Annotated in this window: 10 protein-coding genes and 1 pseudogene; 8 read left to right on the forward strand and 3 right to left on the reverse strand. The window is 39.5% G+C overall.

Translation table 11 applies throughout. The features are described 5' to 3' along the window. Positions 1-778 precede the first annotated feature (778 nt). Positions 779-2,110 (forward strand): Gfo/Idh/MocA family protein, encoded by a 1,332-nt coding sequence (locus ADICYQ_RS01565; RefSeq protein WP_020893246.1) that lies wholly within the window; start codon positions 779-781, stop codon positions 2,108-2,110. Between the two features lie 147 nt (positions 2,111-2,257). Here the strand turns inward: ADICYQ_RS01565 and ADICYQ_RS28030 are convergent, their stop codons facing one another. The 3 genes from ADICYQ_RS28030 to ADICYQ_RS01575 form a co-directional block, all read right to left on the reverse strand. Next, positions 2,258-2,665: a ferredoxin reductase domain-containing protein gene (locus ADICYQ_RS28030; RefSeq protein ID WP_020893247.1), complete on the reverse strand. Its 408-nt coding sequence runs from the start codon at positions 2,663-2,665 to the stop codon at positions 2,258-2,260. After that, the gene (locus tag ADICYQ_RS01570; RefSeq protein WP_020893248.1) at positions 2,656-3,462 is read right to left on the reverse strand and encodes a globin domain-containing protein; all 807 of its coding nucleotides are present in this window, start codon (positions 3,460-3,462) and stop codon (positions 2,656-2,658) included. Before ADICYQ_RS01570 ends, ADICYQ_RS28030 begins: the two co-directional genes overlap by 10 nt. A 393-nt stretch (positions 3,463-3,855) precedes the next feature. Then, a complete protein-coding gene (locus ADICYQ_RS01575; RefSeq protein WP_051160081.1) occupies positions 3,856-4,932 on the reverse strand; it encodes an SGNH/GDSL hydrolase family protein in 1,077 nt (358 codons plus the stop codon). Positions 4,933-5,214: 282 nt separating this feature from the next. Here ADICYQ_RS01575 and ADICYQ_RS01580 point away from each other — a divergent pair, with 282 nt between their 5' ends. The 7 genes and pseudogenes from ADICYQ_RS01580 (at position 5,215) to ADICYQ_RS01605 (ending at position 14,631) form a co-directional block, all read left to right on the forward strand. Next, positions 5,215-5,445, forward strand: coding sequence for a hypothetical protein (locus ADICYQ_RS01580; RefSeq protein ID WP_020893251.1), 231 nt, complete (start codon positions 5,215-5,217; stop codon positions 5,443-5,445). A 240-nt stretch (positions 5,446-5,685) separates the two neighbouring features. Continuing rightward, a complete protein-coding gene (locus ADICYQ_RS01585) occupies positions 5,686-7,242 on the forward strand; it encodes a sulfatase family protein (protein ID WP_040413883.1) in 1,557 nt (518 codons plus the stop codon). Positions 7,243-7,306: 64 nt separating this feature from the next. Further along, complete coding sequence (locus tag ADICYQ_RS01590) at positions 7,307-8,659, forward strand: DUF1593 domain-containing protein (RefSeq protein WP_040413886.1); 1,353 nt, start codon at positions 7,307-7,309, stop codon at positions 8,657-8,659. Positions 8,660-8,784: 125 nt separating this feature from the next. Then, entirely contained in the window at positions 8,785-10,770 is a 1,986-nt protein-coding gene (locus tag ADICYQ_RS01595; RefSeq protein WP_020893255.1) for a heparinase II/III domain-containing protein, read from the forward strand. 171 nt (positions 10,771-10,941) lie between these two features. Further along, a pseudogene (locus ADICYQ_RS30000) lies at positions 10,942-11,196 on the forward strand (sulfatase-like hydrolase/transferase); the annotation flags it as partial. Between the two features lie 434 nt (positions 11,197-11,630). Continuing rightward, complete coding sequence (locus ADICYQ_RS30005) at positions 11,631-12,782, forward strand: sulfatase/phosphatase domain-containing protein (protein WP_369073246.1); 1,152 nt, start codon at positions 11,631-11,633, stop codon at positions 12,780-12,782. Between the two features lie 73 nt (positions 12,783-12,855). Further along, a complete protein-coding gene (locus ADICYQ_RS01605; protein ID WP_020893258.1) occupies positions 12,856-14,631 on the forward strand; it encodes a sodium:solute symporter family protein in 1,776 nt (591 codons plus the stop codon). Positions 14,632-14,805: the final 174 nt, after the last annotated feature.

Below are 14,805 nucleotides of genomic sequence, written 5' to 3' on the forward strand. Positions count from 1 at the left end.
TTGAGTCTTTCAATTTGCTGAAGGATTAAACTACTTAAAACTTGCTTTAACCTTATTCAGAATGATTGATTAACAATTCAAATTTAAGGAAATTTTATTATATAATTCAATTAAAAACCCCTCTTTTTTGGTTAAAATTTTGTAAATATAAAATAGTATTTTGTTACATTATTTTTGTATTTCACATTGGTTTTTTAGGTGGTTGCTACTAATGGTTTAATTTCAAAGTCATAAAATCATCATTTTCAGGGGTTTTTATTTTCATTGGCCAATATAAAAGACTTTCTATTCCCTAATGAAAACTGAAGGCTATTGTTAAAATTCCAAACAAAATTCTGCGTGAAGTGTGCTCTCTGAAAGTTTGTCAAACCAGGCTTCGGAATGGTTATTCCTTAGTGAATTGACTGCTACTTAAATTTAGCTGAAGTTTAAATTTTGTGGCTTTTCCAAATCGGTTTTACTCCAGTCTAAAACTTCTTTGAGTTACTGATGATAACCCAATTCTTAAAAGCCCTCCTTGTTATAATCTACCCAGGAAGGTGAATTCGGCTTTGTCCAAGTGGCTATTTTAGATTATTTTTTGTTAATTGACTTTGTTTTATTTTAAAGGTGAATTCTGGCTTTAAAAACGAATGAATTTTAACTCACCCAAATAAAAACCGTTAAAATTTATATTAACTACTAATCCGGATAGGGCTAATAAAAAGTAGCGCATTTAAAATGAGAACAAAAAATCATTGCTATTAAGAATAAAAAACAATCAATTAACCAATATAACATGACTGAAAAGAAAAAACCCTCTTTGTCCAGACGAAAGTTTATGGGCACAGGTCTGCTTAGCGCAGCAGGATTAGGGGTGTTGCCACAAGTGAGTCTAGGCAAATCAACGGATAGTAAAAAAGAGGCCAATGAAACATTACGTTTAGGTTTTATTGGAATGGGAAGGCAAAGCAATGGACTACTTGGTAGCTTTATTACTTTACCTAATATAGAAGTAGTAGCAGGCTGTGATGTGTACGAAGACAAACGGCAAAGATTTTTAAATCGCACAAACGATTATTACAAAGGTAAAGGGAAAGCAGTTGAAGTAGCTGTATATGAGAATTACCATGACCTTCTGGCAAGGAAAGATATAGATGCTGTAGTCATAGCTAGTCCAGATCACTGGCACGCGCTTATGGCCATTGATGCTTGTAAGGCTGGTAAAGATATTTATTTGGAGAAACCATTGACCTTTACTATCAAGGAAGGGCAGGAGTTAATTAAAGCCGTACGTTCCAATAGTATTGTTTTGGCAACTGGAAGTATGCAAAGGTCTTATGATAACTTTCAGCATGCAGTGAAAATGGTGCAAAAAGGAAGAATAGGTGCGATTAAAAAGGTTTATGCTTGTGTAGGTGGACCTCCGAAACCGTATGATCTACCAAAGGAGGATATACCTGCCGGTCTTAATTGGGACATGTGGTTAGGCCCTTTGGCTGCAGATATACATTTCAACAATGACCTTAACCCACCTATATCCATTAACCCTCCTGAGAACGAAAAAGTGTGGGGTGCATGGCGTTGGTACAAAGAGACTGGCGGAGGATTGACGACAGATTGGGGCGCACATATGTTTGATATCGCTCAGTGGGCAATCGGAATGGACAGAAGTGGACCAATAGAAATTATTCCAGCGGGATATAAAGACACCAAACATTTGACATTTATCTATTCAAATGGGGTGACTGTTACCGAAGAACCTTTTGATAAAAAAGAAACAAGGGGATGTAGATTCGTAGGCAAAGACGGATGGATAGAGGTCTCAAGATCTCATTATGAAGCTTCAGATGGGACTTTGTACCCATTGGTAGCAGAAGGTGAAGATATGAGAGGCGGTGCTGGTACTGCTCATCATATAGATTTCATAGAATCTGTGAGAAGGAGAAAAGACCCTATAGCATCAGTAGAAATTGGTCATAGCACCTGTACTACTTGCAACCTTGGTAATATCGCATATGACTTGGGCAGACCATTGAAGTGGGATCCTATAAATGAGAAATTTGCTAACCCAGATCCTGAAGCGGAGAAACAGCTTCATAGGACTTATAGACCTGGTTACAGATTGTAAATATAAAAAAGCGAAACCGTTAAGGTTTCGCTTTTTTTTTTGTGGTGCATTCACTTCGTTAAACAAAATGGGTTGCTACAGCAATCTTAATTTTTAAAGTGGTTTAAGATCCAATTTATACTGTTTGCTACGCAACGACTTTTTGGTTTAGTTTAAATTTAGTAATTGAGGGCCAAATTCCTCAAATGAAATGGCATCTCCAGGAACACCTTTTGCAATAAGCTCTTTGTGCTGCTGCGCAATAAAACCTGCAGGCCCACATATATAATACTGTGATTCTTTAGGGAATGCTTCAATTTTATTTAGGTCCAAGGGACCTTGGAGCACGCCATCTTTTTCATCCTTTTCTGTCAGTGCGTCGTAGAAAATATGCTGACTTAAATCTGGGTTATTTTCAGCCATTGACTTGACATCCTCTTTGAAAGCATGAACTGTCTGGTTTCTGCATGGGTGTACCCATGTTAGGGGCTGGCTGGGTTTGTCAAAGCTTAGCGATTGAAGCATACTGATAAGTGGTGTGACGCCAACTCCTCCGCTTATAAAGGTTATCGGCACGCCTTTTTTGGTTCTAAAGTGAAATTCCCGATAGGTGCAGTTAGATCTACTAAGTCACCTGTTTGGATATGATCATGAAGAAAATTACTGATCATTCCATTTATGTTCAAATTTGGGTTGAATTCCTTTTTGACAGATATTCTGTAATAATGTTCATTCGGAACACTAGAAACACTGTATTGCCTTGCTTGGTTTAGCCCCAAGTCAGGTAGAAAAACCCGAAGACTTATAAATTGGCCAGGGATATGGGAGATTACATTTTCTCCATCGCAAGGGTACAAATAAAACGAGGTTATTTCGTCGGATTCTTTAACCTTTTCTTTTACTCTAAACGGTCTCCAACCTGTCCATCCACCTTTTTTATTGGTTTGATCTTTATAGATACCAGCTTCTATCCCCATCATCAGATCGGCTAGTTGATTGTAAGCGATCTCCCAGGCCTCCAAAATCTCCAGACTGGCTGCTTCTCCAAGCACTTCCTTTATAGAAGCAATCAAGTGATTGCCCACAATTGGGTAATGTTCAGGCCGAATTTCTAAACTGACATGCTTGTGACCAATTCTGTGAAGTTCAGGTAACAAAACGCCCGGATTTGCAATATGTTCTGCATAGGCCAAAACGGCCATGGCCAAAGCTTGTTGCTGCTTGCCGGTTTTTTGATTGCCCATGTTGAAAATATTTTTCAAGTCAGGATGATGTGAAAACATCCTTTTGTAAAAGTGAGTGGTCAGGGCTACCCCATGCTCTCTAAGAATAGGGACTGTAGCAGTTATAATTTCTCGTTGGCTGTTATTCATAATTCAATTGAAATAATGTGTTGGCACCTCATGAAAATTACTGAGGGTTATAATTGATTGTCCTGCGGCAAAGGTAAACAAAAGATTAAAAGATAAAAATATCTTTATTTATTTTTATCTTTGTCAAATTATGGATGAAGCAAGCCAGTAAAATAGGGTCTTGATGCTGAAATAAGGATTATTCTTATGAAAAAGGTAAAGCAATACAAGGATTAAAATACTGTAAAGATCAAGTTATTATCCTTTACTAGGTGTGCTTTTAAGTTTGTTTTAAAATTAAACTAAAAAATGCATAATCAAGCCTTCAGGTTGTCCTGAAATGACTTTTTTTTAGTGACCACATCACGTTATAGGAGCGCTATACCGTGATGTGGGTTCAGTAAGATAAATGTTTTACTGTGCCAGCAGGTTTCTTAATTCCGGCAATAAGAATTCATACATTCTATAATTACCCAAATCATTGAAATGTGTGCCATCAACGGTGGCTTCATTGTCTTGCCCAATTAGGTCTTTACTGTATACATAGTGAAGGTTTTTATACCGCTTTTTTTCATCCAAATACACTTGTCGCAAGGCATTGTTTTGATTTTGAATATACGATAAGGTACCAAACTTTGTCGGATCATCTACCTTGAAAAAAGCATAATCCCTGATAATACTTTCCACCAATAAAATAGGAACTGAATCATCGATGTTTCTGATGAAAGCGATCGTCTCTGGTAAATTATTCAATATGGTATCAGGGGCTGAGTTAGGTGTACAATCCAATACGATAATAGAAGGGTTGGAAGGCATGATATATTGCATGACTTCTTTTTCAAATCGACCATTTCCGCTAAATCCAAGATTGATAACTTCTTTGTTGATTTCTCTTTCTAATAAGGCAGCATAAGTAAGTCCCGGTCTGGAAGCCGAAGCTCCTTGCGTAATGCTCGTTCCGTAAAATACTATTGGATTTCCGCGATCGATAATTGCATGCATTGGCTTGGTGATAGTGGCTTCCTCATCTACACCGATTTCAAGTTTTTCTACTCCTTCATACAGTGGGAGGTTTAACAAATATTCCCGGTTTCCTTTGGCCATACCCGTTATCACAGTAGCCTCATTTGATAATTCTTCACCAGGGATGGCGACGCCGACAAATTGCCACCTGCCGTTAGTATAAGCGTATAAATCCAAACCATTGCTAGCAATTGGAGTCATATTGCCTTTAATGCGCATATTGTCCAGTGTCCAGCGAATTTTAATGGTGGATGAATTTGAAGAAAATCTTATCGATACTCCTGCGGAATTTCTCGAAAGAGACCAAACGGCTGGCCTGACCTCTTTTTTAGCCTGAGCAGGCAAACGTCTGTAAGATTCGTTTTTCGGAAGCGCTCCTAAAATTTCAAAATTTGAAGCGTCCCAATAAACAATAGGCTCTGGAGTATTATTTTGCCCAAGAAGGCGCAGTGGAAGTAGGCAGATCATTAGCCCTACAAATAAAAAAAGGACCCTTTGGTAGGAGTTTTAATAATAGGATAATTCATAAACACTTATTTTTTTTATGCTTTAAAAGAGGATAGGTTAAAGCCATTTAATTTGATGTTTTTTCCAATTCAATTACGATGGTGCGCTACCTCAAAATATTTATTTAAGTATCTCAATAGGATTCCCTTATAGAAGGATCAAAACTCATTAGCAGGCATTACCAGCTTTTTCCTGAGAATTTAATAGACTGATATGTTTTGCTGTCTAACCCTTTTACCGTTAATGAATCAGGAAATCACTATTGTCTTCCGCTACAATAAAATCGAGGTAAATTTATCTTTTAAAAGTGACAATAGACTTGATACAGCAAATAAACTGAATTTTACCATTGTTTTTTCAGGTGCTAAAATAGAAAAGGTTTCAAGAAAATTAGCAAAAAACAACTTCCAGTTTGTGCCAACTTTAATTCTGTGCTTCATTTGGACTGTTGGGCTTATTTTAAAAATTTTATAACCATCGCTATATTCAGGTTAAGTCGAATTTTTTCAGGTGTTTTTATTTTATGATATGAAATTGTTTTATCAAGTAAAAGTAGCCCTGACCCCTTAGCCGGTTTTTTTCATTGTATATATTTAATACTTGTTTAGAAGAATTTTCCCCGATGCCACTAAAGCTGCTTATGATCTGAGATATCACAATATTTATCTATATTGTTCTTTCAAAATTCAAGTTCAAAACATCATCTTCTATTCTATGAGGCCAATTCTTACCTTCAATTCACTAGGTGTTTTATGCATCAGCCTACTCTTTTTTGCTTGCAAACAAGAAGTTTCAACCACATCTGAAACGCCACAAAAACCCAATATTGTCATAATTTATATGGATGATTTGGGGTATGGAGACATGAGTGCTTACGAAGCAGGTTTGCTTGAGACCCCTAATATGGACCTACTTGCCAATGGTGGTGTAAAGTTTACCGCTGGATATGCTTCTTCGGCCACCTGCTCACCCAGTAGGTATGCCTTGTTAACAGGTACTTATCCCTGGAGAAATAAAGACGCAAAAATATTACCAGGAACGGCACCATTACTCATTGGAACATCAGAGATGACCATTCCTAAAATGCTGAAAGGTGAGGGATATGCCACTGCGGTAGTTGGTAAATGGCACCTGGGATTGGGTGCAGGTTCAGTCAATTGGAATGAAAAAGTAAGCCCTGGACCAAATGAAGTTGGCTTTGATTATTCTTATATAATGGCTGCTACTCAGGACAGGGTACCCACCGTTTATTTAGAGAATGGACTCGTAGAAGGGCTGGATCCAAATGATCCCATTGAAGTGAATTATGATAAAAACTTTGATGGGGAGCCAACGGGCAAAGAAAATCCTGAAATGCTAAAAATGAAATGGCATCATGGTCATAACAATAGTATCGTAAACGGAATACCTCGTATAGGCTTTATGAAGGGGGGAGAAAAAGCAAAATGGGTGGATGAAGACATGGCCGATCATTTCCTTGAAAAAGCCCAGGCTTATGTCAAAGAGAAAAAAGACCAACCCTTCTTCTTGTATTATGCCTTGCAACAACCTCACGTGCCAAGAACACCTCATCCAAGGTTTGAAGGAAAATCGGGTATGGGGCCTCGTGGAGATGTGATTTTGGAAGCAGATTGGTGTGTTGGACAATTTATGGAAACTTTAGAGCAAGAAGGGCTGCTTGAAAATACCCTAGTGATTTTTTCCAGTGACAATGGACCGGTATTGAATGATGGTTATTATGATGATGCAGAGGAAAAAGTAGGCGATCACACTCCATCAGGGCAATTTAGAGGTGGTAAATACAGTTTATTTGAAGCGGGTACCAGAGTTCCCTTTATCAGTTATTGGAAGGGGAAAGTAAAATCTGGAACTACTGATGCCATGGTCAGTCAAATTGATATATTCAATTCATTGGCAGCCATCGCGGGTAGTGAGGTAAGAACCGCGGACGGGGAAGATTTCTCGGGATTATTTCTAGGAATAGCAGATAAAGGAAGAGAATCACTTATTCTTGAAGCCACATCCCGCACAGCTTTCCGAAAAGGAGACTGGGTGTTAATACCTCCCTATAAAGGCCCTGCCGCCAATAAAATGGTGAAAATCGAACTGGGGAATGATGCCGATTTCCAGTTGTACGACTTGAGTACAGACATAGGCCAGCAAAATAACCTGGCCAAGGAAAATCCAGAAAAGCTAAAAGAATTACTGGAAGATTTTATTGCCATTAGAGGGGAAAGCTTTGGTAGCACAGAAGCATTAGAACTTAAGTAGTTTCTTAGCCTTTCCCTATTATTGTCTTACGTATCCATTATCTCAAAAACCCAAAAGTATACAAATGTTAAGTTTCGTTATCAGAGCCCTTGGGTTTATATTGTTGACTCCGTTAATTTCAAGCGCAACCATGGGGCAACAAAAGCCCGAAGTCATTGTACTCACTGATATTGGAGGAGACACGGATGATGAACAGAGCCTGGTAAGGTTCCTTTATTATGCCGATCAATTTGAAATTAAGGCCATTTGTGCCACGAGCCGGCTTGGGCATGGACAAGATATCAAGCCTGAATTGATAAATGGACATCTAGATGCATATAGAGCGATTTACCCCAATTTATTGCTGCATACCAAAGAATTTCCACACCCTGACAAATTGATGGGGCTTGTGAAAAATGGTCAGGGAAACTCGAGGGCTCTTGGAGAAGGCTTTGATTCAGAAGCATCAGAAGCCATTATAAGTATTGTAGATGAAAGTGAAAACACCATTCAAATTCCAGTTTGGGGAGGATTAAGGGAATTGGCCCAGGCCCTTTGGAAAGTGAAAAATAACCGCACCAAAGCTGAACTCGACCATTTCTGCAGCAAAATCCAAGTGCATGCCATAGGCGATCAGGATGGACATAGAGATTATATACTCAAGAATTTCAAGTCGCTTAGGTTTATTGCTAGCGGATATGCCTGGTATGGGTTTACCGGAGTGGTGCAACTTTCTTCCTTTAGAGGAATGTACATGACTGGAAACCAGCAAATGCAGGATGCGGAATGGGTGAAAACAAACATCCATGGAAATGGTCCTCTGAGCGATAGGTATCAATTAAATGGGCATGGAACCGACGGTATGAAAGAAGGTGATTCGCCTTCTTTTTTGGGATTGATAGGAAATGGCCTTAATGTTCCAGAACATCCCGAATGGGGAGGTTGGGGCGGAAGATACCGCCAATTGACCAAAACTTTATTCATTGATGCACCTGATTTTATGGAAGGTACATTGAATGAAAGGCATGGAGTAGCACGGTGGAGGACAGCTTTTCAATCTGATTTTATGGCAAGGGCTAAATGGGCAGTTTTACCTTTTGGACAAGCCAATCATAATCCTGTAGTGATGGTTAATGACCATAAATCAACATCTCCTTTGTATATAAATGCCCAACCTGGTAAAGACTTGGAGTTAGATGCGACAGCAAGTGTTGATCCGGATGGTGATTCATTGACCTTTAGTTGGTGGGTTTACAATGAGATTTTTCAGCCGGTTAACTCAATTGATTTCAATGGCACCGCAACAAATTCAAAATTGAAAATAAAGGTTCCACCCATGGCTCCAGGGAAGCAGCTGCACCTTATTCTCGAGGTAACAGATAAGGGCTTGCCCGCGCTGACCAGTTACAAACGTGTCATTATTACGGCAACAATATGAATTTATTCCTTCAACTTTTATTAGTTATTAATGGATAATCGAAGCACTTAATTCTGGAAAATCCAAGAATGCACCGTCATGGAGTTATGTACTTTTGATAAGAAATTAACGTTAAGCCCAAATCTATGCCCATTCCTTTGTCATCAATAGCTCGTAAAATTTCACTTTTATTTATTGGCTTGTGTATCGCGTTTTCGGCCTATTCTCAGGAAAACAGAAACTTGTTGACCAATTCATTAAGCAGAAAACAAATAGCGGATAATTTAACCAGTGCAAAACAATGGGTCAATTATCCTGCCTATGAGGACAGAGATGCCTGGAATCAACTTCCTGAAGCAGTCCAGAAAGCCATAATAAGTGCGGGAGAGACTTACTTAGATTACGATTGGCCAATCGTCAAGGCCAGCATGTACCTTGAATTTACACGTACAGGAGATAGATCTAAAGATGCTGCGGTCAATAGTGCCAGGAAGAAGGCCCTTCAAGCCCTGATGATGGCCGAGCTGGTGGAGGGTAAAGGTAGGTTTTTGGATGACTTGGTCAATGGGGTGTTTGCTTTTTGCGAACAGACGTATTGGGGAGCCTCAGCGCATTTTTACCTGTATGGATTCGAAGGAAGCATTGCTAATCCTACCACCATTTTGCCTGATATTGAAGACCCAATAATAGATTTGATGGTTGGAGATATTGCCAGTGATTTGGCTTGGACCTTGTATTACTTCAAGGACGCTTTCGATGCCATCAGTCCGGTAATAAGTAAAAGGCTTTCCTCAGAATTAAAGAAAAAGGTGTTGCAGCCTTTTTATGAGCGCAATGATTTTTGGTGGATCACAGGCTGGGGAGAAGGAAGAGTAAACAACTGGACCCCATGGTGTAATTTTAATGTGCTTACAGTCTTGCTATTGGTAGAAGATGACCCGATTAAAAAACAAGATGCGGTTTACAAATCCATGCAATCGGTAGATTTATTTATTAATTCCTATCCAGATGATGGTAGTTGCAGTGAAGGGCCAGCCTATTGGGCACATGCAGGAGGTAAAATGTTTGACTACCTGGAACTATTGGACAAGGCTTTAGAAGGAGGGATAGCTTCTATTTTTGCTCATCCACTTATTGGGAATATGGGTAAATACATCTATCGGTCTCATATTAACGATGGCAGTTATTATATCAATTTTGCTGATGCTCCATTAAAAATCAAGCATGATCCAGGAAGAATATTCAGGTATGGGAAAAAAATAAATGACCCAATCATGGAGAAGTTTGCGGCTTATTTGGCAAACAATAGAAATGAAAACGATCTGGTAATTTCAGGAACTATAGGGGATAGGTTAGGAAATGTATTTATGCTAGCGTCCTTGGAGGACTTGACGGCCCAAGCCCCTCAGGTAAAAGATTTCTATTTTCCTGATTGGGATGTGGTGATAGCTCGAGAAGAAGCGAATGCCCAAGGCTTTTATTTTACAGCAAAAGGAGGCAGTAATGACGAACACCATAATCACAATGATGTGGGGTCTTTTATGCTTTATTATGATGGAAAGCCTGTCTTTATTGATGTGGGAGTGGGTACTTACACCAAGCAAACCTTCAGTCCTGAGCGGTATTCCATTTGGACCATGCAATCCAATTACCACAACCTACCACTAATAAATGGAGTAGCACAAAGAGCAGGGGGGGATTTTAAAGCTACAGGATCCAGTTATCGGTTGAAAAATGATCAGGTTCATTTTCAGACGGATATTTCGGGTGCCTATCCGAAAGAAGCAGCAGTAAAAACCTGGGAAAGGTCCTTTGAATTTAGGAGAGAAAATGGTTTAATAATTAAGGATCATTTTGAATTGGATAAAAATGAAAACCCAACAAGCTTCCATTTTATGAGTGCATTGCCTGTAGCGTTAAAATCTCCCGGGTTATTAGAAATTAAAGGAGAAGCATTTGCGATTAATACACACTTTGACCACAGAAAACTTGATGCCAGTATAGAAACAATTACTATCGAGGACCCCAGGTTAATTGACAACCATGGAGAACAACTGTATAGAATTGTTTTTACCTGGAAAGAAGACAAGCTTAAGGGAGACATTAAGTTTTCAATTAGCGTTAAAAAGTAAGCGAAAATTGGACTGACTTATAGTTTTTCTTTATCCGGTCATCCTCAAAATAAGGGCAATAACATAATTTTAGCCATTATTTCAGTAATTAAGTGATTTTTTCAATTAGATTGTATCTTTATAAATCGATTAATGAAAAATATCACCTATCTCTTCCTGCTTTTGAGTTGTATGGCTTGCAAGAATAGTCCTAAGGAAGTTGACAAACCAAATATCTTGTGGATTTCCCATGAGGATTTAGGGCCTATATATGGTTGCTATGGGGATGAATATGCCAATACGCCTACAATTGATCAGCTGGCAGCCAACAGCATTAAGTTTACTCAAGTCTATTCCAATGCACCAATATGTGCTCCAGCGCGCTCAACTTTGATTACTGGAATGTATGCCGTTTCACTAGGTACCCAACACCTAAGATCTGCAATTCCAGTACCTGAGCAGCTCAAGATATTGCCCGAAGTGTTACGGGAAGCAGGCTATTATACAAGTAACAATGTAAAGACAGATTATAACTTCAGCCATGAAGGCAGGTGGGATGAAAGCAGTAAGGAGGCTCATTGGAGAAATCGGCCAGAGGGCAAGCCTTTTTTCAGTGTGTTTAATTTTATGATTACTCATGAAGGACCTACCAATGCTCTGAGGCCAGAGGATACATCCAGTCTACCCACACATCATGATCCTGCGAAAGCAGTCCTTCCTCCTCACTTACCAGACAGTCCCAAAATGCGGGAGATATGGGCGCATATGTACGACCTGCTGGAAGTATTTGATGGGCAGGTAAAAGATTTATTAAGTCAGCTTGAGGAGGATGGATTACTGGAAGAGACCATTGTTTTGTTTTTGCAGACCATGGACATGGTATGCCAGGGCACAAGCGCTGGCTTGATAATGCTGGATTACAAGTCCCTTTTATTCTACATGTTCCAGATAAATACCAACATTTGGTGGAAGGCATTTCTGGAGCAACATCCGATAGGCTGGTCAGCTTTGTTGATTTTGCGCCTACTACGCTTGCCTTGGCCGGAGTCAATATTCCGGAAATGATGGAAGGCAGAGATTTTTTAAGCAAAGAAGAAAGTAAGTATGTATTCGGCTATCGGGACAGGGCAGATGACTGCTATGAAGTAGCAAGGTCCGTTTATGATGGGCGGTATTTGTATATCCGTCATTTCATGCCCCAATTGCCCTATTACCAAAATGCCTTAATTTTTAATAAGGGAGGTAGCTATACGGAAATGAACAGGCTCAGAGATGCTGGAGAATTGCCCGATGCCGCAAAAAAAATGTTTGCTACCAAACCTGTGGAGATCTTATATGATTTACAGGAAGATCCTCTTGAACAAAATAACCTGGCCTCTAATCCAGAATTTGAAAATAAAGTAGCAGAATTGGCAGGAGAACTGGATGAATGGATGATTCAGAACAGGGATACAGGTTTGCTCACCGAGGGCATTATGATGCAACAGGCCAACCAATCCAATTCAAATGTTTATGAAATAAGCAGGGCTTATTCTACAGCATCCTTTACTGAAGTATTAAAAGTTGCTAAAATGGTAGGGAAGATCACCCAACTTTCAGAAGTTATTCCTTACTTGGAAAGTGAAATTGATGCAGTTCGGTTTTGGGCCCTTATAGGAATAGATGCCTACGAAGGTGATATAGGTAAGTTAACAGTCAAAATACAAGAAATGTTGTCAGATGAGGTGCCAGCAGTGTCCTCAAAAGCAGCTGAAATTCTTATTAAATATGAAGAAAATCAAGTTGCTTATAAGGTGTTAGGAGAGCTGCTTTTACTAGAAGATGAAGTTCAGGTTTTGCAGGCGGCTATTAGTGTTCGCCGATTAGGTGCCAAAGCGAAACCATTAATTCCGATAATTACAAAAGAAATATTGCCTAAATACTCAGGAGAGATATGGGGGAGGTATAAAAACTGGAGTTATCCCATGTTTATAGGAATGGCCTTAGATCAGGCCCAGCTTAATTGTGGCATTAATGTGCCCACAAAGAAATAGAGACAACTAAAACCCAAAATGATACAAGAATTCACTTTATTGAAAAAATCATACCCACTTACAAATTTAAATTATGCTTTTACAAGGAATTGATTGGTTGATATTGGTCGCTTTTTTTGCTGTCTCGTTGGGGATAGGATTGTACAGTTCCAGACAATCATCCAAAAACATTAATGAATTCTTTAAAGCAGGAGGGAACCTGCCTTGGTGGATATTAGGCACTTCTATGGTGGCCACCACCTTTTCCACTGACACGCCAAATTTGATTACAGATATCGTCAGAAAAAATGGTATATCAGGAAACTGGGTATGGTGGAGTTTTTTATTGACGGGAATGTTAACTGTATTTTTCTTTGCCAAACTTTGGAAAAGATCTGGTGTGTTGACAGACATAGAATTTTATGAATTGCGTTACAGTGGGAAAGCAGCCTCTTTTTTAAGGGGATTTCGAGCCATTTTTCTTGGCTTGTTTTTCAATGTGGTGATCATTTCAGGGGTTTCCCTGGCGGCTATAAAAATCGGAGGGGTATTGCTTGGGATAAGCCCAATAGCGACCTTGTTAATTTCAGGTGTTGTAACCGTTATTTACAGTTCTTTGGGAGGTTTGCGTGGTGTAGTATTTACAGATTTCATCCAGTTTATTTTATCCCTGGCAGGGGCAATTGCTGCCGCATGGGTAGCAGTGAATCATCCAGCAGTTGGGGGACTTGAAAATCTTGTCAACCATGAATTGATAGTCGATAAGCTTAATTTCATTCCTGATTTGGCCAATAGGGAAATATTTCTGACAATTTTTCTTATTCCTTTATTCATACAGTGGTGGTCTGTTTGGTATCCGGGATCTGAGCCTGGTGGAGGGGGATTTATCGTCCAAAGAATGCTTGCCGCAAAAGATGAAAAGAATGCTTTGTCATCCGTTATGTTTTTCACTATTGTTCATTATGCCATCAGACCTTGGCCTTGGATATTGGTAGCCTTGTGTAGTATCATTGTTTTCCCGGACATGGCTTCACTTCAAGCAGCATTCCCTAACGCCGATGCATCCATTGTTCAGGATGACATGGCCTATCCTGCTATGCTCTCCTTCATGCCTGTGGGAATTATGGGGCTAGTGGTGACTTCTTTGGTTGCAGCTTATATGTCTACTTTATCTACCATGCTTAACCTTGGGGCATCGTATATGGTCAATGATTTTTACTTAAGGTTTATTAAACCTGACAGTACACAGAAACACCTTGTAGCTGTTGGAAGGATAGCTACCGTTTTGATAATGGTACTGGGTGGATATGTGGCTTTACATTTGGAGAATGCCCTACAGACATTTAGTATATTATTGCAAATTGGGGCAGGAACTGGGTTAATTTATATTTTACGCTGGTATTGGTGGAGGATCAATGCCATGAGTGAGATTGTGGCAATGGCGGCTTCATTTCTTACAGCCTTGTATTTTGCCTTTATCCATCACAATTATTTTGAAGAATTCGCGACCCATGAAGAGTTGATTGTTGGTATTTTGGTGACAACAGTTTGTTGGGTTTCTACAGCTTATCTTTCCACACCTACAGAGAAATCAGTCCTTATATCCTTTGTGAAAAAGACAAAAGCTCCAGGGCCGGGTTGGAGAAGGATACATAATTTAATAGGAAGTACTGGGGAGAAAGTAGATACCACAGGATACTTTGACTTTCAAGCTGCCATCCTGGCATTTGGCGCCGGAGTTATTGGGGTTTACAGTTTCCTATTCGGAACAGGAAATGTTTTGTTAGGTGATATGCTCAATGGTATCTTATTAATAATATTGGCCATTGTGGCTTTTGGAGCCTTGTTTGCTTTAAGGAAGCGCTTCTAGGGAGAAGCCTGCAGGACTCGGATAACTAAAATCAGGGCTGACCCAATTCGTGGAGGGGAAATCAATCGCCAAATTTCAAACCAATGAGTGTGGGTTGAAGATGAATTTCAGTGCCGGCTGTTCAACACCTTCAGTGTTGAGGGTCGGCGTGTTTTCTTACCCGGTGGGTTGTCA

It is taken from the genome of Cyclobacterium qasimii M12-11B (genome assembly GCF_000427295.1).
Taxonomy (GTDB): Bacteria; Bacteroidota; Bacteroidia; order Cytophagales; family Cyclobacteriaceae; genus Cyclobacterium; species Cyclobacterium qasimii.

Excerpts from the sequence above, each read along its gene's own strand:
- ADICYQ_RS01565 (WP_020893246.1), top strand. The coding sequence starts at position 779 with ATGACTGAAAAGAAAAAACCCTCTTTGTCCAGACGAAAGTTTATGGGC.
- ADICYQ_RS01570 (WP_020893248.1), bottom strand. The coding sequence starts at position 3,462 with ATGAATAACAGCCAACGAGAAATTATAACTGCTACAGTCCCTATTCTT.
- ADICYQ_RS01575 (WP_051160081.1), bottom strand. The coding sequence starts at position 4,932 with ATGATCTGCCTACTTCCACTGCGCCTTCTTGGGCAAAATAATACTCCA.
- ADICYQ_RS01580 (WP_020893251.1), top strand. The coding sequence starts at position 5,215 with ATGAATCAGGAAATCACTATTGTCTTCCGCTACAATAAAATCGAGGTA.
- ADICYQ_RS01585 (WP_040413883.1), top strand. The coding sequence starts at position 5,686 with ATGAGGCCAATTCTTACCTTCAATTCACTAGGTGTTTTATGCATCAGC.
- ADICYQ_RS01590 (WP_040413886.1), top strand. The coding sequence starts at position 7,307 with ATGTTAAGTTTCGTTATCAGAGCCCTTGGGTTTATATTGTTGACTCCG.
- ADICYQ_RS01595 (WP_020893255.1), top strand. The coding sequence starts at position 8,785 with ATGCCCATTCCTTTGTCATCAATAGCTCGTAAAATTTCACTTTTATTT.
- ADICYQ_RS30005 (WP_369073246.1), top strand. The coding sequence starts at position 11,631 with ATGCCAGGGCACAAGCGCTGGCTTGATAATGCTGGATTACAAGTCCCT.
- ADICYQ_RS01605 (WP_020893258.1), top strand. The coding sequence starts at position 12,856 with ATGCTTTTACAAGGAATTGATTGGTTGATATTGGTCGCTTTTTTTGCT.